A 17,570-nucleotide genomic window follows, 5' to 3' on the forward strand; every position below is an offset into this window, starting at 1 on the left:
AGCGCAACGGTCCCAAATCGCTGACATGAACTGTCGGTGAATGACCTTGCTCGGAGTTGCAATCTGATTAGATCAGCTTCAATATAGAAGCATGTCGATACAAGCCGAGACGCAGGCTCCCCGAGCAGCCAGGCGGTTGTCAACTCTGGATCGTTGGCTTCCCGCGTGGATCGGCCTGGCCATGGTGGCCGGTCTCGTTCTCGGGCGCTTCGTTCCGGGCCTTGCCGATCTTCTCTCGCGGCTTGAGGTCGGCGGCATCTCAGTACCCATTGGCTTGGGCCTGCTCGTGATGATGTATCCAGTTCTCGCCAAGGTGCGCTACGACAAGGTGGCCGCAGTCGCGGGTGACCGGAAGCTCCTCATCTCCTCGCTTGTACTTAACTGGCTCGTCGGCCCTGCCGTGATGTTCGCCCTCGCGTGGATGTTCTTGCCCGATCTCCCCGAGTACCGGACAGGCCTGATCATCGTCGGCCTGGCTCGCTGCATCGCCATGGTGGTGATCTGGAACGACCTGGCCTGTGGGGACCGGGAAGCAACCGCCGTCCTGGTTGCTATCAACTCCGTCTTCCAGGTAGTGGCGTTCTCGCTACTGGGGTGGTTCTACCTCAGCGTGCTCCCCGGCTGGCTCGGTCTCGACTCCCAGGGACTCGAGGTTTCTGTCTGGCAGATCGCTCTCAATGTGCTCGTCTTCCTCGGAGTTCCGCTCGTCGCAGGCTTCGCCTCGCGCTGGATCGGAGAAAAGCGCCGTGGACGCGAGTGGTACGAGGAGAAGTTTCTCCCGAAGATCGGCCCCTGGGCACTGTACGGCTTGCTCTTCACCATCGCGCTGCTCTTCGCTCTCCAAGGAGACGCCATCACTTCCCGCCCGCTCGATGTGGTTCGGATCGCTCTGCCGCTGCTGGTCTACTTCGGCCTGATGTGGTTCCTCGGCCTACTGCTCGGGAAAGGGCTGGGGCTCAGCTACGCACGCTCCACCAGCCTCGCCTTCACGGCGGCGGGAAACAATTTCGAACTGGCAATCGCCGTGGCCATCGGCGCCTTCGGCGCGGCGTCAGGTCAGGCGCTCGCGGGAGTCGTCGGCCCGCTCATCGAAGTGCCGGTGCTCGTCGGCCTCGTCTATGTCTCGCTCTGGGCCGCTCGGGCCTGGTTCCACACTGACCCCTATGAAGGGAACGCATCATGAGTTCGACCGTCACAGCACAGGATTGTGCTCCAGCGGCCACCCACGCCATCGGTGCTGAAGCGGCAGCTGCGCTGACGGATTCGCTAAAGGCACTCGCTGATCCTCTTCGGCTCCGGATGCTCTCGGCCATCGCCACTGATCCCCGAGGCGAGTGCTGCGTCTGCGACCTCTCGGAGCTGGCGCAGGTTTCTCAGCCGACGGTTTCCCATCACCTCAAGGTACTCAAGGAGACCGGGATGCTCCTCTCGGAGCGGCGCGGAACCTGGGTCTATTACCGGATTGCTCCAGCTCGCCGGACGGCGACGGCTGCGCTGCTCGATGCCTTCGCCCCAGCCGTGATCCTCGAAGCGCCCGAGCTCGCCGAAGAGCGTGAAGAGGCACTGAAGACGATGGACGCCCGAGTGTCCCGGCTGGCGGAGGAGCTTGCAGACGAGCTGACCAACCTCAACCGGGATCTCGTCGTGGCCATCGTGCGAGAGTCCTACGCTAGCCTCGTTCGTTCGGCCAAGCTCACTCAGCACATGATTCCTCTGACTGAGCGCTTCGCCAGACAGCGGCTCAGTGACCTCACTCGGGATCGCGAGGCTGGAGCACCTCAGGTGCTCTTCGTCTGCGTGCAGAACGCCGGACGCTCCCAGCTCGCTGCGGCCATCGTCAACCAGCTCTCGGGCGGCCGAGTTGTTGCCCGCTCCGCTGGCTCGACTCCGGCCACAGATGTTCACCCTCATGTGCGCTCACTCCTTGCAGAGATCGAGGGCAAGCGGGAGGCCGACGACGCCTATCCGAAGCCGCTGACCGATGATGCGGTGCGAGCTGCTGATGTGGTGGTCACCATGGGCTGCGGCGATGTGTGCCCGGTCATTCCTGGAGTCCGCTATGAGGACTGGGCCGTGGGAGATCCGGCGCTCGCTTCACCGGAAGGCATCGAAGCGATCCGGGGAGACATCGAAACCCGCGTCCGTGGCCTCCTTGAAACTCTCGCAACTCACTGACCAAAGGAACTCCAATGACAACCACGCAGAAGCCTTCAGTGCTTTTCGTCTGTGTCCACAATGCCGGACGCTCTCAGATGGCCGCCGGCTACCTTCGCCAGTTCGGTGGCGACCGCATCGAGGTGCGCTCCGCGGGCTCGATGCCCGCCGACCAGATCAACCCCATCGCCGTTGAAGCGATGCGGGAAGAGGGCATCGACATCACTGCCGAAGAGCCTAAGATCCTCACCACCGAAGCCGTGCAAGCCTCCGATGTGGTCATCACCATGGGCTGCGGCGACGAGTGCCCGTTCTTCCCTGGCAAGCGCTACGAAGACTGGAAGCTCGACGATCCTGCAGGGCAGGGCATCGACGCAGTGCGACCGATCAGGGACGAAATCAAGGCCCGGATTCAAGCCCTGACTTCTGACCTCCTCGGTTGACCCCACTACAGAGAGGGCGGACAAGGAAGATCCCTGTCCGCCCTCTATTGCTATTCAGCGAGCGACCGGTGCTGCGCCGAGCTGGATGAGCTGCGGCGTGGGTGCACAGCAGGACCCTGCATTGCTATCCTCCGGGGCGTCGAAGACGCCGGACCCACCGCAGACTCCGGTGTCTGGAAGTGCCAGCTCGACCCGAGCTGCGGCTTCCCTGTCTCCAGCGAGCTCGGCGACCACGCTGCGCACCTGCTCGAAGCCGGTGAGCGCGAGGAAGGTGGGCGCCCGTCCGTAGGACTTGGCCCCCACGATGTAGAAGCCAGGCTCCGGGTGGGCAAGATCCGCTGCCCCCGTTGCTCTGACCGAGCCACAGGAGTGGATGTTCGGGTCAACTTCGGCGGCGATCCGGGCAGGAGCCTGGAGTCTCACATCGAGATCAAGGCGGATCTCCGAGAGGAAGGTCAGATCCGGGCGGAAGCCGGTCAGCACGAACACCTGATCGGCTGCGGCAAGCTGGCGGCCAACCTCCGAGATCAGAACAGCACGCCCATCATCGATGCCCACACGCTCAACGCGGAACCCGGTGAGGAGGTCAACGGCTCCGCTTTCGACAAACTCCTTCGCCCGCTGGCCGAGCAAGCCTCGCTCAGGCAGCTCATCCGCCGCGCCGCCCCCGAAGGTATTGCCGACAGCTCCGCGCCGAAGAACCCAGGTGATCCGGGTGCCCGGCTCTCGCTTGGCGATTCGAGCGAGAGTGTTCACTGCGGTGGCAGCCGAATGGCCGCTCCCCACTACGACCACATGCTTGCCCGCAAGGTCGCCCGCTTCTTCCACGCTGGGAATCCTGTAGTCGAGCAGTCCCGCTTCCTGTGCCTTCTTCTCCCCGAGGGCTGGGAGTCCATCGGCTCCAGCAGGGCTCGGGGTTCGCCAGGTGCCGGAGGCGTCGACCACGGCGGATACCTCGATGCGCTCCTCCTGGCCGTCCGCTCGCTGCACATGAACCACGAAGGGCTGTTCAGCTCGCCCACCATCCACGGAGAGATCGCGGCCCTTCCGCCCGACCCCCACCACACGGGAGCCATAGCGGACTCGGTCCCCGAGCTGCTCAGCGAGCGGAGCGAGGTAGCCTTCGATCCACTGCGCTCCAGTCGGGTAGCCCTTGGCCGGTGCATTCCAGCCGGTCGGCTCCAGAAGCCTGCGAGCTGCTCGATCAGTCATCTCCGACCAGGGCGAGAAGAGCCGCACATGGCCCCATTCGGCAACTGCAGACGCGGCGCTACCTCCGGCTTCCAGCACGAGGGGCTCAAGCCCGCGCTCCAACAGATGGGCAGCAGCGGCCAGGCCCTGCGGACCAGCACCGATCACAGCAACGGGATACATCCCAACCGCCATAGATTGATGATCTTCGATGTGACAAGCCTGACCGACACATCGACAGATGTCAATATGTGAGGCAGAATAGATCCATGGCCACGCTCCCCGTCACCATCGAGCCCACCAGCGCCGATGCATCCTGCTGCAACCCGGCGAGCGGTGGCGTGATCGATGACGGCACGGCGCAAGATCTCGCCAAGGTATTCAAGGCACTGGGAGATCCCGCCCGAGTGAAGCTACTTTCGCTCATCGCGGCGAGCCCGGAGGGTGAGCTGTGCGCATGCGATCTCACCGAGCCTGTTGGCCTTTCTCAGCCAACCGTCTCCCACCACATGAAGCTCCTCGTGGAGGCGGGACTCGTGAGCCGCGAGCAGCGTGGGCGCTGGGCCTACTACAGCCCCACGACCGGTCCCCTCGTGGACGCGGCGAAGAGCCTAACTGCCCGATGATCGATCTGGAGTTTCGGCCGATGGCTCCCGGGGACTGGCCTGCCGTCGAGGAGATCTACCGGGCCGGTATCGCCACGGGACAATCGACATTCGAGGCTGGGCCGCCAGGGAGCTGGGCTGATTCCGATAACAGCAAGCGTCCTGATCTTCGTCTCGTAGCGGTGGAGCCCGGCGGCGAGCTCCTGGGATGGGCCGCAGCCTCGCCCGTCTCGGCTCGGACGGTCTATCGCGGAGTCGTCGAGCACTCGATCTACATCCGTCCGGAAGCGTCGGGTCAGGGCGTCGGGACGCGTCTCCTCCGAGCGTTCCTTGAGCTGGCCGACCGTGCTGGCGTCTGGACAGTTCAATCCTCGATCTTTCCGGAGAACGCCGCGAGTCTTCGGCTCCATGCGTCTGCGGGGTTCCGGGTAGTGGGCCGGAGGGAGCGCATCGCCCAGATGAGCCATGGACCGCATCAGGGCGACTGGCGAGACACTATCCTCATCGAACGGCGAGCGGAGAGGTAGGTGCGCGCACACCTCTGGCCGCTATTCTCCCCTCCGAGGAGAAGGTCGGTGCGTGATCGCACCGAAGTGTGACACCACGGCTAGGGATTCGCCACGCCACTCTCCGAGGGCCGCTCCGCGCGGCCTCCCGGGGACCTAATCCGGCCCCCGAGCCCCCGGCTCTTCTGGAGCGCTCCGGGCTTCGCCCTCCCGCTTCAGAAGGAGAGCAGCGCCCTCGGGTGGGGCGGAGAGTCCTGCCCGGCGAGCCATCCGATGGAAACACCTCAGCGCCTTCGGCGCAGCCCCTCCGGGGCTCCCTCAATCGAAATCCAGAGGAGAGCCCCTCGCTAGCCGCGGTAGTTGGGGAGCAGGTCCGGGATCCACCGCGGCCTCGGTGCTGAACCTCTTGAGTGGTAGGGGTGAGTCAGCGCCAGCTGCTCCGGGAGAGGAACGGGAGGCGCTTCTTCCAACAGAGATCCAATCTCAAACCCGTGAGGGTGCCGAGGCCTGGGGGCCGAGGCTTGAGTCTGGCGAGTGTGCGCCCGAGCAGCAGGCGGCAAGCCGGAGGCAGATCTGCGTGAGCGGCAGCGAGCGTTTCTGCCCGATGGCGTTCTCGCCAGAGCTCAAGGTGATCCAACGCACCCGCGTTGGCAGCCTCGCTGCAAGAGCCCTCGGAGAGCCCTCGGAGAGGCGGGGGAGCAGCAGGCGGATGATCGCCTCAGCGCGGGGGCCGTTTCCGTCAGCCTGGCGATCCTGTAGTCATCTGTTGAGCAGCGGCTGTTGGCAGGGGAGTCTTCTCCCAGTTCTTCCTCAATGCTCCAGCTCCGGGAAGAAGCCGGAGATCTGCTCTCCGTCCGCATCAGGAACTCGGTCATCCAGCTGTCTAGCCTGCCCAGCGGGGGCGCTATTTCGGCGTCTGGATTGGAAGCTGTATCTGCGACCGGTTCCCGCTCACAGTCGTTTCTACTTCGTGAGCGCCCCACTCTTTTTCAGCGGTGGGGTACATGTAGCTGAGGACCATCTGAGCTGGGGCAGAAGATTTGCTGCCCGGCCTCTCGCGCTTCCAGTTGGTTTTCCTCTTGGGGCTGGTGAACCCCCGCACGCTTTTCTCCGGCTTCCGACACCCGGCAACCCACCTACTGGGACCTTGTTTATTTGGAGATCCTGGGCGGCAAGAAAATCGGGGCCCGGCGATCTGAGTCTCCAGGCCCGAGATTCAGATCACCGGGCCGAGCGATTCGTAGTGCTATATCAAAGCGGCGGCGGTCGGTGGGCGGTGCGGCAGTTTCTCGGGCGTGTCTTTCCTGCGTTCATTGCCGGGGTCACTCCCGTCCGTCAAAACCTTGTTTTAGTCCCGCTCCCCGACGCCTCGTTCTTGTCTCGAGATTCGACGCCGTGGACCGGACCAGACGGCGAGCCATAGTTGAACGACTCGCGGGCCTCAGACTCAGCGATCGAGGTCGAGCAGCTCGGGAGCGTAGGTCGTGGCAGTCAGGTCGATGGCATTGATTCTCTTGGCCACTTCCTTACCGGCCTTCGAGATATTGCCGTTCTTGCCGAAGAGGTCGCCACCGAAGAAGACGAAGAGCGCCGCGAGCACGGCCATCGCTGCAAAAGTCAGGAAGCCAGCGAACTGCCGCTTCCAGAGAAGGACGATGGCGACCACAGCGATGATGCCGACTAGCACGGGGCCGATCCAGTCGGCAATGGCAGTGTTGACGAGATCGCCGAGAGCGAGTGTAGGTAGATACATGGTGATTCCTCCAGATGAGTGCTGTCCTGTTGGGGACATCGCTCATATCGAGGGGCATCGCTACCTGCCGTCTCAGCGTCGATCATGGTCAGGCGGACAGCATGTGCGCAGGATCTGCGTTGGCGTCTCAGATCGCAGTCTCGGGCGAGTCAACATCGGTTGCTGCCTGTGCTGCCAGGCGCTCGGCCTTCACTGCCTGGAACGCGTCGTAGCCTCCGAGCGCGTTGGCGAACTCCCTGGACTTCTGGCGCTGTTGCTGACTGGGCCGCTTGGCTGCTGGCACCATCTTGCGGCTACGCTCCTCAGCGATCTCTCTTGTCCGCTGAGCTGCAGCCTGGTTCTGGATGATTCGGTCCATGGTTCCTCCTTGGTCGATGGTTGTTCTAACAAGAGGCGCCCGTTGTGGTGTCACACATCCCTCGCGCGAGGCCGGCGACAATCGACAGGAAATCAGGATCCATGTATGGTCATGCGCGCCGGACGATTTCAGCCCGAGGTCGCAGGCTACGGGCTGAAGCACAGGCCACAGCATTGACCCCCTCGATGCTCCAGACTGCGCGCTGAGACTGCGATTTCAGCATCCGTCGGCATGCTCGAAAGTAGGCACCTGGGCCGCTCGCTTCCGAGTACATAGAGAACCGCCCGGCACTGTGGGAGTGCCGGGCGGTTTCTCTATCTACCGGAGCTGGAGGCATCCGGAGGATTTCGCTGCCGGTGGAGTCAGAGGCTGCTCTTCCAGGAGCAGGTCGACCCGTTCCCGAGCGGGGCAGCATATGCTTCGATGCTCGCCCAGGCGGAAGAACGGCCACCGTCTGTCAGACGGAACGCGTACTTGGTCGCGGTGCTCACAGGTAGTACATCAGCGCCACTGAGAACGGTTGTGTATCCGGTCGCGGTTTTCGTGCTGGTGACGGAAACAGTGGCCGGTAGGGGCATGACATCGCTACCGACGAGCTTGACGACTTCGAGGTTGGCGTCTGTCAGGCTGCTACCTTCCGGAAGCAACCACTTCGTGGTGATCGTTCTGGTAACTAAGCTCCCGCCGACGAAGCAGGGCTGCGCGATTACGGCTGGAGCCGGTGCGGGAATCTCAGGAAGCTCGGCAACGCCACAGTTCTTCGCTCCAGCCTTGCCCTGGATCTCGGGATCACTGTCGTAGGTGGATGCGATGCAGAAGCCGCCGTTGTCGAGGGTAGCGGCGGAAGGCTTGATGATGCCGAGCCAGCCGAGCACCATCGACACGATGAAAGCAACGAGGATGATGAAAGCAAGGATGAGTCGGAACCTGAATCGCTCCTTAGTAGCGAGAGCCTGTTCCTGGGTCTGTGGGATGTTTGTGGACATGTGTTCTTCCTCCATTTGGTGAGAGTGAAGACCCATATCAAAACGACGGCGTCAGCGCAGACTCGACCTTCCACCGGCAACGAAGAAGGGCCGCGATCCCGGAGAATCGCGACCCTTCGTCACTCAAATGGAAGATGCTCACCAACCTCAAGCACCTTCGCCCATATCGCTACGGTTTACCACCCGAAGCCGAGCTGCTTCGACAGACTCTTCGAGCTGAAAGGCCTCTCGGCCACGGAGACGAACATCTCGACCAGGAAACCGAGCACACCCTTCCGGCTAAGATCACGAGCAACTCTTCGCGGCAGTGAGATCATCTTGACGCCATCCGATCCCACAGCGACCTTCCAGACGAGACTGTGTGTCCAGCCAGCGACCCGCACCGACACCTTGAGCATTCTGCCGAGCTGATCGACTGCCCTCCGGATGAGAGAGCGCCGCGCCGAAGGGGGCTTCCGCTGGAAGGCTGGTTCTGGCATGGCTGCAAGCACAGCGGCGGCGGGAGCCTTGAGTGCCAACTTCTTAAGCGAGCCATCGGCTTTCATCAGCCGATCGATCTCAAGCTCTCGCTCATCCCTCTCGTCCTGGTAGCGGTGGCCTAGTTCCTCGAGGGCCGCGAGCCGGTAGACCTTCCAGCCCCGATCCTGGCTCATGGTGAGCTGTTCCAGAGTAGATGTAGCTACTGCCGGATTCCGGATCACCACGAGCCGCACAGCCGGATCGCTGGAGCCAGCGAGCATCGCAAGCACACCGGCATCGCTGCTTGATTCGGCTAGCTCAAACTCCTTGTGTCTGGAGGCTATGCCGATAGCAGGCCGGGCCAGCCGATTGTGAGGCGTCGGCGTCGGCGCAGACACAGCCTGGTCGTCGGCTTCTGTCGTGGCCTTCTTCTCAGCCTTCTCACTGTCAGCGATCTTCTTCCACCAGGCTCGCGCCTCGCTCGGAGGCACTGGCTCTCCGTCCTCGCTATAGACGCGACCCCAATCCTTCGTGCCAACGAAGTACTTCCCATCGACGACGGGGCTGACAGTCTGAATGGTGCTGTGGCCGTAGAGCGATAGCTTGGCTCCTCCAGCCTCTGCGAGCTGATGGGGTGTGGTGTGGGCATCCCCGTACTCACATTCATATTCAGCGACACAACGGACGAACCGACCGAGCTTCGGAGAGTAGTGGAGCTTCATCCTGGTTGCAGCACTCATCGTCTCGCCCTCCGCTTCAGGTCCGCCTTCGTCTGTGGCAGCGGGATCAAGTTCACGCGCTCGAAGCCAAGCCGCTCCATCTCGGTTGCCTCATCCATGCCTTGAACATGAGCAGGCAGCGGGCAGGCAGCTGGGTGCTCGCACCATTCCACTTCCGTCTCGTTGATCGGTAGATGCCAGAAGAGCTGTTCAAGCTCCTCTGGTGTGAAGGTCCGTTCGGAGTTGTCCGAAGTCTGGTTGAAGTCATCCATGTGATCTCCTCCTCTTGAGTTAGGAGGAGATATCAGAGGCGACACCATCGGCGCAGATTGAACATCACTGCCGAAGCTCTGCAAGCACCCGTTCAGCTTCCGCCTCGTCCTCGTAGCGGATCATGCCCGAGCGGCAATCGCTACAGGGAGGCCAGCACACTGTTGGCTCGGGCCACTCCGGATCAGCGTGGTAGCCGACCCACTCACCCAGGGGTTCTGCTCTATCCATGTCGAATCACCTCGCGGCTACTATCAGCCGAACGCTCGACACCATCGGCGCAGTTTGAACATCGGTGAGAACGATCCTCCTAGTCCCGAGCTGAGGGATCCCAACAACTGCTGTTGACTCGTCCTTAGGATGAAGCAGGAGACGCAACCTAAGCCTCAACGCTGGCTAAAAGAAAAAACGACCCGAGATACTGCCCGCCGCTGCTGCTCCCGCTTCCGCTGGCTTGGAAGATCTGAGGGTCTTGTTAGCTTCGCGGCTCTCTGGAGGCGAAGTAGGGGCTTTGGTAAATCTGTCAGCTCCTTGTTGGCAGTTTTCAGCATCCAACATCTGTGTGTTGGTTCTCGTCCAGGGAGAAGGGTTAGTAGTGGTGCGACACCATCACGCAGTGTGATCGGCGTATTCCACTGGGCGGGTTCGCAGTGGCAGGAGTGAAGTCTGCTGGCGCAGTCTTCAGCGGGGTCTCGGAGTGCTTACGCACTGAGGGCAGGTTGGGAGGGTGCCAACATCCTTCCAGCGGGATACCGAAGAGTGCTTACGCACTTCGGCTGGGAGCGTAGCTCCTAGGCCCGCGCAGCGCTGGCGGGATACCGAAGATGCCTCAAGGCATTCGGCTGGGAGCACCGCTCCCAGGGCACTGCCCACGGCAGGGCCTACGACGAGCGAAGCTCGGAGTTGCTTTTCCCCCCGGGCGGCAAGGCCGCCTCTTGCTGTTCTACGAGGCGATTCTAGGAGCGCGATCCTAAGGCGAGATCTCGCAGGAGTTGAAGATCAGGAGCCGTGCGGGAGCGCACGAAAGTCGTTTCGCGCCCACATTTCCCCCCATTTCGATATAGGTCTCAGGCCCGCGCTCCAAAGCGCGAACCGGTCAAGGAAAGCGTCTCCTACAGCCAGGAGAGCTGTTCTAAGCAACGAACTCACTCGGGAGAACAGAGAGATGAACACAGATGTAGCAACGCAGGGGAACGAAGAGGCCACAAAGTCAGTGCCAAACTTCCTCGAAGACGAAGACTACGAAGAGGAAGAGCACAGCGAGCCGAGTGTGATGGCAGGAGCAGTCCTTCCGTCGAAGACGGCTGTCAAGGTCACTGAGGCGGACGATGAAAGCGACACCGTCGGCGCAGATTCGACTGATGAAGCCAACCTGATCCCAGACACTTTCCGCTCCGAGGCACGCCGAAATCCCAACGCTCCGAAGTATGGAAGGACCTTCTTCACTGACAAGGATCGGCTCGGCCTCTGGTTCCTCTGGAAGTTTCCGCTCGCCACTTCGAAGCAGCTCGGCATCGTTTGGGGCATCAAGAAGGCAAGTGCTCACAAGCGAGCGCTGGCTCTGAAGGAGCTTGGACTGGTCAGCTCCGAGAAAATCATCGGCATGACTCAGCTGTGGTTCCTGACCAAGCGAGGTTACGATCTGCTCCACTTCCACGGCGTGAGAGATGAGCGAGTGCCCGGGCTATACAAGCTCGGAAGCGTCAGAGTCTTCAACCTCGAACACCGATTAGCCATCACCCAAGTGGCCGCTCAGCTCGTCGCCGGTGTCTCAGATATCCAGAAGAAGAGCAAGATTCCGATCCCGAGCGGCCTTCAAATCCTCCCTCTGTTGATCCCTGAGCGGTACATGAACAGCACCTACGGAACCATGGCAAGCCGCTATGACAAGGTAGAGAAGAAGGTTGTCATCGATCCAGATCAGGCTTGGAGAGATCAGGAGCGCATGGCCCAAGAGGTCGAGTCAGGTCGCTTGAAGGTGTCTGAAGCGCTCGCGAAGAACCCCGGACAGTGGACGCTTACGACCGACTATGCGAGCCGAAGCTACGGCAATCAGAACCACCCCGTGGACCTGGCGATCGACCTTGAGGCTCACCGAACAGACATCAAGCGACCCGTTTCCCTCGGCATTGAGATCGAGCTGACTCTCAAGAATCCCGAGGATCTGAAGAAGGTTGTGAGTACCATGGCCCGTCAGAGGGAGCGCGGAGCCTTCCCGGTGTTCGGCACCTACATCTACATGGGACATAAGCAGGGCATCTTCGACGCTGTTAAGGCCGTTGCGAAGAAGATGGGTTCTGAGCGGTTCTTCGCCTCAATGACTCTCAAGTATGCCGATGGCAAGAACTACGACGGTGAGGCCTGGCGCTTCTGACAGGTGCGCGCACACCAACGGCGGCGAGGATCTACCACCCTCGCCGCCGTTCATCGTTGCCGTTAGTAGTTCGGCCCATGCCCCTTCACTGGGAAGCCGAGTTCGACCTCAAGCTGGCCCCAGGGCTCCCAGCTGTATTCGTTGAAGAGAGGGATGGGCTCTCCATCTGCATCGAAGCCGACGACCGAATAGCCATCGACGATGTGGTTCTTATCCCCGAGCGTGTGGATGCCGACGGTTCTACTGATGGGGAGCGCGGCACGCTCATTGATGAACTCGCGGCGCACCTTCTCAAGTGCAACCGACTCTGTAAGCTCTCGGCTGATCCAGAAGGAAACGGCGTCCTTGACCTCCGGCAACTCGGGATCCCACTGGCTCGCATAGTGCTCCTGGAGCCAGTCAAAGGCATCGAACCACCTGACGATCCAGTGGTTCCCGCTATGGTCCCTTCCCACGGAGTAGCGCTGGCCGAGAACCTGGAAAAGCTCATCCGCATCGACTCCGGTGTGCTCAGCAATGACGCCGAGCTTGATCCAACCTGAACGCGCTTCTTCTGCCAATCTCCAACGCCCCTATCTCGCTGCCGACCACTTTCGGCCATCGTATCGATCGGCCAACTTGCTACCGGAATCGATGCTCCTCGAATCATGATCCGGGATGGCCGCTCTCAGCCCATGGTTGCCCGTCTAAGGCTGAAGCACAGGCTCTACGATCGACGCCATCGGGGCTGTAGCGGGCGCGCTCAGAACAGCCTTCCTGCATCCTGCCGATGGTCAGTCCCGGCGCGGCTTGAAGGCGTTGCCCCGGTAAAGATCGCCCTCCACATAGCTGATGAGTTCCCCAGTCTGTGAGATTCCGAGCCAGAGGTAGTCTCCCTCCCGCCAGTCGATGTGCCAGCCAGCCTTGGATAGCGAGTCGCCGAGGGTTTCATCAGCACCGCCAGGGAAGAAGGCCTCCCCGGAGGAGGGTGATTCGAAGAGATCAAGGATGGCTTTCACTCCATCGAAGGTCTGTGGTTTCTCCTCCTCGATGCGGTCGAGGGTGAGCTGATACTGCTTCCAATATGCGTCCATGCGGCGACGATACGCGGAGCCTGGCGAGAAGGAAAACCCAGGTCAAAAGTCTTTTTGCAGAGGAGTTGACTCCTACTGGGAGTCCATGAATATTTGGCCATGTCACACCACATCCACTGCTCGAAAGGCAAACATTATGGCAACCACCACCGCTCCCCAGACCACCACCGCTCCCAAGGCCGAGAGCTTCGACCGCTCCGAGATCACCCGCATGTTCGCTCGACTGAAGCACGAGGTGTCTGGCCTCGTGGACGACAGCAACCGGTCGCGTCCCTTCTACGCCAAGAGCAAGGAAGAGGCCATCGCCAAGCGAGACGCCGCGATCAAGGTTCTCAACGAGCTGGCCGACCGGATCGACACGCTCAAGAAGCAGGACTGATCGGAACCAGCAGGGCCGGGGATGATCCTCGGCCCTTCCTCATTTCTCCCAGGCGAAAGGAACAACCGTGGCAACCTACGATGCAACTGAAGCCCACAAGCACATCAAGCCCGAGCTGATGGACGAGTTCAAGAAGGCCTTGGCCGATGCCGACGCGCAGGGCCAAGAGGTCTACTCAGTCATCATCGGCAAAGGGGTTCCGCTCCTCTACTCGGTGAGGGACAAAACCTCATGACCTTCTTCGAGCTGATGGAGCTGCTTCGGCAGGCTGTCGAGATCATGCTCCATGCGATCCAGGACGGCTGGGAGATCAGCCGGCCTTGGCTCCACGATGGTGTGCAGTGGATCGCTGATCGGCTCGTGCAGTAGCCTCCGGCACCAACGCAAAGAGCCCCGGCAATGGCCGGGGCTCTTGTGCTGTCATCATGCGGCGAAGCGGTATGCGACAGGCCTGCCATCGAGCATGACTACCCACTCCGCATGGCGACCCTCGGAGAGGTGACGCCACATGTCCTCCGCATACTCCTGCCTCCACTCGGAGGTGACATGACTCCAGGCATCCATGATGGGCACAATACGGGCCTCTTGGCGCGCGTGCTCAGCCTCCTCCTCTGGCATCGGGACATCCTGATTCTGAATCCACACCTCGATGAACATCTGCTCTGAGCTTAGGATTCGACCGGCATAGCCGTAGAGCTTTCGAGTTTCGCTAGTCGCTGATCTCATAGTTCGCTTCTTTCGGTTGTTGGTAGCTGCGTTGCTCAATAGAAGTCCTGCCCTTCGGCCAGTCTGCGGGTGATCGTCTCGACCACCACTGCGGGATCGGCCAGCACGGCATCGAAGGGTGCTTGCAACGCTCTCAGCGGCTCTGGCTCCGGACCGTAGGCGCAGAACATCCCCGACTCACAGTCGAAGTTGACCTGCTCAGCCAGCTCCGGCCAGAGGCACTGCACGAAGCTCTGCCAGAAGTAGCCGGTCATTTCCCAGGAGGTAATCTCCAAGTTCGCTGCATCCACAGCCCAGTCGATGTCTGTCATAGGCCCACTGAGCCCGAGCACAAGCGAGTAGGCGTTCTCCCCGTCCTCGCTGTGGTCGATGAAACTGGTTCGCATCTTCTTTTCCATGGTTGGTTCCTTATTGGTAGTTGGGTCGGCGCTCGATAGGCGAGCGCCGACCCGTCAGCTCATCGGATGATGAATGGGGAGTTATCCATGTGCCGCCCGCCGAGCTGGCTCATGGCTTCTGCGATTGCCCCGGCAAACTCTCGGGGGATGATGACAGAGCTGCCGCCGTGACTGAGGATGATCTCTTCGCTCTGTCCGATGGGGTCATACCCCTTGCCAACTTCGATGGTGTGTGCGGTGGCGCGGACCTCGTACTCGATGCAGAAGCCACCATCGCGGGTTTCCCCAGCATGGTTGACGCATCGGTACAAGGGCCCAGTATCCATAGAGGCCGGAGCGACTCGCCCCTGTTGTCGCGCTTCTTTGAAGCTGATGGGGTTGATCGTCTTACTCATAGCGATTCCTTTCGGTTGCAAGTTTCAGAGTGCGATTGAGCCGTGGATCTCACGGTCACCCCAGTACATGACGGCTTGATCAGCGGCGCGACGAAGGTGATCGGCTGCATTGCAGCGCAGATCCGCAGTGAGCGCTTCAGAGTCGTCTTCGAAGCCAGCAAGGAACTCTTCGACAAGCCGCTCTGGCGTCTCGGTCCAGAACTTCTTGAAGTCCACTACGAAGTCGTCCCGGTCATCCTGGCGAAGCTCGCTAAAGCGCCTCCCGGCCGCACGAGCGCTGCGCTTCTTGGCCTTCCTAGCCTTCCGCTGGGCAGCCCCGAGCGCCCCATCCATTGCCACCAACTGCTGCATCAGGGATTCCTCGCCGAGTTGATTGGCGAAGCGACCACCGAGACCTTCGAGAAGCATCAGCACAGCGAACTTGTCGTTCCTCGTTTCGGCCCCCTCGAAGAGGGACTCGAGGAGTTCGAATATGAAGGCGACTGGCGACTCAGATGCCCATGCGTGCTGGACGACAGAGTTGATCTGAGTGGTGGAATCAGTTGTAGTCATTGGATGGTCCGTTCTGTTTGGTTGGCGGTGAATCGCAGCGGACCATTGCTTCCGCTGTCGCGTCTCACACCATTGGTTTGCCGAAGCTCGAAACGGATCTGCGGAAAGCGGCCGAGAAACTTTCGACTTCTCGGATTCCTACAAAATGGCGCGTCCAAAGAGCCTAAAATCGCACTTCGTGTCGGATTTCTTGTGGCACATCTACAAACAGCGGCAGGTGATCGCCCGTCGACCCCCGGTGATAATCTCGGCGACGAGCAGCGTAGGTCGATGCGATTGCTCATACTCGGCGCGATGGGCGCAGGAGCGGGCAGCTACGACGAAGCCCGGGGCGATGATGCCCCGGGCTCATGTGTCCAGCGTGCTGGCGGTCAGCCCCGCCAGACGGGATCGATCCGCGCCTTGAACTGCGCCTCGCTCTGCCGACCCGCCTTGCCCTTCCGAATGACCACCATCTCAAGCTCACCCCGCAGTATCCGATTGAGCTCTTCCGTCTCCTCAAGGTTTGCCGCATAGGGCAGCTCTTGCGGACGCTCCTTCTTCTCTTCGGTTGTCTCGCTGCTCCTAGGGCTCGCGGGTCGTTCCTCGATGGGGTCGAAGCTCTCCCCGGGTTTCTGCCAGTCCTCAAGCTTCCCGGGAGTCTCGCGGAGGAACTGCCCCTGCACCTCCATGAGCCATTCGAGCACTTGGCCAACTGTCTTCAGCGGGGTCTCCTTGGGTGCTGGCTGAACAGCGAGGAACGCATCGAGCTGCTTCTGTAGCTCGTCGCTCTTGGGCTCCAGTTCCGTGATCTGAGCGAAGGCAATGTTCGGCGGCAGCGTCCTATCTCTCCAGGCCGCTGTTGCTTCTGCGATCAGTTGGTTCGTCTCACTGAGTTCACTGAAGTGCGGCCAGTCCTCTGCCCGCTTGGGTGCGGGCGGGTTGTTCGCTCTATGCTTTCGCGCCTCGTAGGCGCGGCGAACGCTCTCCTTGATGAGGTATTGCTCAAGGAGTCCCGCTGAGATCCCCACATGGCCCTTCTTGCAGGCGTAGATCGCTCTGCTCCGAGTACCTGATGGGAGCTGACCATAGAGTGGCTTGGTGCACTCGCCACAGCGAAGGATGCCAGCGAGCGGCCAGCTCCCAGTGCGCAGCTTCTTGCGAGAGAGCCTGCCGAGCATGGCGAGCGCCTGCTCTCGATCCGCCAAGCTGATGATCGGCTCCCATGTGCCCTGCACGAGCTTCCCGTCGGCACCACGCAGCGGTTCCCGGTGGCGTGTGCGAATGCCAGCCGTTCGCCACCCGAGGAGCACGCGGTAGACCACCGACCACTCCCATTGCCCGTCAGGCTTCTCTTCCTTCTTGGACTGTTCCGGATCGACGGCGGTTCGGACCCCAGCGTGGTTCCATTTGTGCTGGATGCTTGCGATGGATGCTCCCGCCTTGATCTCCTCGACGGCCTCGCGAATCAGAATGGCTTCGCTCTCCCGGATGGTGACTCCATCGCCCTCCCAGCCGAAAGCACGCTGACGCTGACGCTTGGGCTTTCCGGCATAGGCGTGACGCTCAAAGGTGAGCTTCTGTCGCTCGGAGATCAGCCGAGCTTCGTTGGCAGCGATTGCGCTCATGATTCGAGCGCTAACCACACCGGGCCCTGTGGATAGGTCGTAGTTTTCTACCCGGTGGGTGCGGATCTTGAGGCCGGTATCCTCGACGAGCTTGATCAGCACTTCGAGCTCCATGGGCCGTCGTGTCAACCGGTCATCGGCGTAGGCAAGCACATACTCGAACTCGCGGTTTCGAGCAGCGGCGAGCATCCTGTCATACTCCACTCGCTTCTTTGCAGTGGACTTCTCTGAGGCTCCAGTGCCGTCAGGTTCCCGGTAAATGGCCACAACATCGAGGCCATACTTCTCCGCCAGCTTCTCGCAGAGTTCGATCTGCCCGTCAAGGGTATCGCCATCGTCCTTCTTGTCCCGGCTGATCCTGGCGTAGATTGCAGCCCTCTTGCCCGTGTCCTCACCCATCTCTTGAATGTACATCAATAGGCATGCCGAATCAGCTCGGGCCGGAGTACAACCTGCATGTGCTCGAGGCGTTCGCGACCCATGTCGCCCCGGCGCTCGGGTGGAAGCCCAACACCGAGGGACCCGTGCAGGGCGACGCCGTCTGACGACGCCGACGCATGGACGGGGGCACGGCCTCGCCTGGACTGAGGCCGTGTCTCGTGAACCCGTCGTGGGGGCCCCG

The 17,570-nt window shown here is 61.3% G+C and carries 22 protein-coding genes and 1 pseudogene; 10 read left to right on the forward strand and 13 right to left on the reverse strand.

From position 1 onward, the window contains the following. The first annotated feature begins 91 nt into the window (after window positions 1–91). The 3 genes from arsB to AB0E56_RS03160 are packed head-to-tail and all read left to right on the forward strand — an operon-like array spanning window position 92 to window position 2,597. Window positions 92–1,183, forward strand: a complete 1,092-nt coding sequence (arsB, locus tag AB0E56_RS03150; RefSeq protein ID WP_359796611.1) for an ACR3 family arsenite efflux transporter — start codon at window positions 92–94, stop codon at window positions 1,181–1,183. After that, a complete protein-coding gene (locus AB0E56_RS03155; RefSeq protein ID WP_359796612.1) occupies window positions 1,180–2,175 on the forward strand; it encodes a metalloregulator ArsR/SmtB family transcription factor in 996 nt (331 codons plus the stop codon). Before arsB ends, AB0E56_RS03155 begins: the two co-directional genes overlap by 4 nt. Before the next feature lie 14 nt (window positions 2,176–2,189). After that, window positions 2,190–2,597: an arsenate reductase ArsC gene (locus AB0E56_RS03160; protein ID WP_359796613.1), complete on the forward strand. Its 408-nt coding sequence runs from the start codon at window positions 2,190–2,192 to the stop codon at window positions 2,595–2,597. Window positions 2,598–2,651: 54 nt separating this feature from the next. On the opposite strand, the gene AB0E56_RS03165 is transcribed toward AB0E56_RS03160, so the two are convergent. Beyond that, a complete protein-coding gene (locus AB0E56_RS03165) occupies window positions 2,652–3,971 on the reverse strand; it encodes an NAD(P)-binding domain-containing protein (protein WP_359796614.1) in 1,320 nt (439 codons plus the stop codon). An 86-nt stretch (window positions 3,972–4,057) separates the two neighbouring features. Between AB0E56_RS03165 and AB0E56_RS03170 the strand changes: the two genes are divergently transcribed. Beyond that, window positions 4,058–4,414, forward strand: coding sequence for a metalloregulator ArsR/SmtB family transcription factor (locus tag AB0E56_RS03170; RefSeq protein WP_359796615.1), 357 nt, complete (start codon window positions 4,058–4,060; stop codon window positions 4,412–4,414). Then, on the forward strand, window positions 4,411–4,920 hold the full coding sequence (locus tag AB0E56_RS03175; protein WP_359796616.1) for an N-acetyltransferase family protein: 510 nt from the start codon (window positions 4,411–4,413) through the stop codon (window positions 4,918–4,920). The genes AB0E56_RS03170 and AB0E56_RS03175 overlap by 4 nt, the downstream gene beginning before the upstream one ends. A gap of 1,426 nt (window positions 4,921–6,346) precedes the next feature. Here the strand turns inward: AB0E56_RS03175 and AB0E56_RS03180 are convergent. The 5 genes from AB0E56_RS03180 to AB0E56_RS03200 all read right to left on the reverse strand — a co-directional run bounded on the left by AB0E56_RS03180 (window position 6,347) and on the right by AB0E56_RS03200 (window position 9,446). Beyond that, window positions 6,347–6,652: a hypothetical protein gene (locus AB0E56_RS03180; protein WP_359796617.1), complete on the reverse strand. Its 306-nt coding sequence runs from the start codon at window positions 6,650–6,652 to the stop codon at window positions 6,347–6,349. A gap of 127 nt (window positions 6,653–6,779) precedes the next feature. Beyond that, a complete protein-coding gene (locus AB0E56_RS03185) occupies window positions 6,780–7,010 on the reverse strand; it encodes a hypothetical protein (protein WP_359796618.1) in 231 nt (76 codons plus the stop codon). 362 nt (window positions 7,011–7,372) lie between these two features. Then, window positions 7,373–7,996, reverse strand: coding sequence for a hypothetical protein (locus AB0E56_RS03190; protein WP_359796619.1), 624 nt, complete (start codon window positions 7,994–7,996; stop codon window positions 7,373–7,375). A gap of 176 nt (window positions 7,997–8,172) precedes the next feature. After that, window positions 8,173–9,195 carry a hypothetical protein gene (locus AB0E56_RS03195; RefSeq protein WP_359796620.1) on the reverse strand — a complete coding sequence of 341 codons (1,023 nt, stop codon included), beginning with the start codon at window positions 9,193–9,195 and terminating at the stop codon, window positions 8,173–8,175. Next, window positions 9,192–9,446 carry a hypothetical protein gene (locus AB0E56_RS03200; protein ID WP_359796621.1) on the reverse strand — a complete coding sequence of 85 codons (255 nt, stop codon included), beginning with the start codon at window positions 9,444–9,446 and terminating at the stop codon, window positions 9,192–9,194. The genes AB0E56_RS03195 and AB0E56_RS03200 overlap by 4 nt, the downstream gene beginning before the upstream one ends. Before the next feature lie 1,163 nt (window positions 9,447–10,609). Here AB0E56_RS03200 and AB0E56_RS03205 point away from each other — a divergent pair. Then, entirely contained in the window at window positions 10,610–11,818 is a 1,209-nt protein-coding gene (locus AB0E56_RS03205; RefSeq protein WP_359796622.1) for a hypothetical protein, read from the forward strand. A gap of 62 nt (window positions 11,819–11,880) precedes the next feature. Here AB0E56_RS03205 and AB0E56_RS03210 read toward each other — a convergent pair whose 3' ends face one another. Together AB0E56_RS03210 and AB0E56_RS03215 are read right to left on the reverse strand one after the other, a co-directional pair. Then, window positions 11,881–12,378, reverse strand: a complete 498-nt coding sequence (locus AB0E56_RS03210) for a hypothetical protein (RefSeq protein ID WP_359796623.1) — start codon at window positions 12,376–12,378, stop codon at window positions 11,881–11,883. 213 nt (window positions 12,379–12,591) lie between these two features. Further along, the gene (locus AB0E56_RS03215) at window positions 12,592–12,891 is read right to left on the reverse strand and encodes a hypothetical protein (RefSeq protein WP_359796624.1); all 300 of its coding nucleotides are present in this window, start codon (window positions 12,889–12,891) and stop codon (window positions 12,592–12,594) included. Between the two features lie 136 nt (window positions 12,892–13,027). On the opposite strand from AB0E56_RS03215, the gene AB0E56_RS03220 reads away from it, so the two are divergent. From AB0E56_RS03220 to AB0E56_RS03230, 3 genes are all read left to right on the forward strand, one after another. Beyond that, window positions 13,028–13,270: a hypothetical protein gene (locus AB0E56_RS03220; RefSeq protein ID WP_359796625.1), complete on the forward strand. Its 243-nt coding sequence runs from the start codon at window positions 13,028–13,030 to the stop codon at window positions 13,268–13,270. Window positions 13,271–13,337: 67 nt separating this feature from the next. Further along, complete coding sequence (locus AB0E56_RS03225; RefSeq protein ID WP_359796626.1) at window positions 13,338–13,505, forward strand: hypothetical protein; 168 nt, start codon at window positions 13,338–13,340, stop codon at window positions 13,503–13,505. Continuing rightward, entirely contained in the window at window positions 13,502–13,639 is a 138-nt protein-coding gene (locus AB0E56_RS03230; protein ID WP_359796627.1) for a hypothetical protein, read from the forward strand. The genes AB0E56_RS03225 and AB0E56_RS03230 overlap by 4 nt, the downstream gene beginning before the upstream one ends. A 54-nt stretch (window positions 13,640–13,693) precedes the next feature. Here the strand turns inward: AB0E56_RS03230 and AB0E56_RS03235 are convergent, their stop codons facing one another. The 5 genes from AB0E56_RS03235 to AB0E56_RS03255 all read right to left on the reverse strand — a co-directional run bounded on the left by AB0E56_RS03235 (window position 13,694) and on the right by AB0E56_RS03255 (window position 17,347). Further along, a complete protein-coding gene (locus AB0E56_RS03235) occupies window positions 13,694–13,996 on the reverse strand; it encodes a hypothetical protein (protein ID WP_359796628.1) in 303 nt (100 codons plus the stop codon). Between the two features lie 35 nt (window positions 13,997–14,031). Continuing rightward, the gene (locus AB0E56_RS03240; protein ID WP_359796629.1) at window positions 14,032–14,394 is read right to left on the reverse strand and encodes an Imm51 family immunity protein; all 363 of its coding nucleotides are present in this window, start codon (window positions 14,392–14,394) and stop codon (window positions 14,032–14,034) included. Between the two features lie 59 nt (window positions 14,395–14,453). Continuing rightward, window positions 14,454–14,789: a hypothetical protein gene (locus AB0E56_RS03245; RefSeq protein ID WP_359796630.1), complete on the reverse strand. Its 336-nt coding sequence runs from the start codon at window positions 14,787–14,789 to the stop codon at window positions 14,454–14,456. A 24-nt stretch (window positions 14,790–14,813) separates the two neighbouring features. Continuing rightward, window positions 14,814–15,341, reverse strand: coding sequence for a hypothetical protein (locus tag AB0E56_RS03250; protein WP_359796631.1), 528 nt, complete (start codon window positions 15,339–15,341; stop codon window positions 14,814–14,816). Between the two features lie 371 nt (window positions 15,342–15,712). Next, window positions 15,713–17,347 (reverse strand): recombinase family protein, encoded by a 1,635-nt coding sequence (locus AB0E56_RS03255; RefSeq protein ID WP_359796632.1) that lies wholly within the window; start codon window positions 17,345–17,347, stop codon window positions 15,713–15,715. A 17-nt stretch (window positions 17,348–17,364) separates the two neighbouring features. Between AB0E56_RS03255 and AB0E56_RS03260 the strand changes: the two are divergent. Beyond that, window positions 17,365–17,493, forward strand: a pseudogene (locus tag AB0E56_RS03260) (alkane 1-monooxygenase); the annotation flags it as partial. Window positions 17,494–17,570 lie beyond the last annotated feature (77 nt).

Origin of the sequence: Microbacterium sp. NPDC028030, from assembly GCF_040637855.1 — a bacterium.
GTDB lineage: Bacteria > Actinomycetota > Actinomycetes > Actinomycetales > Microbacteriaceae > Microbacterium.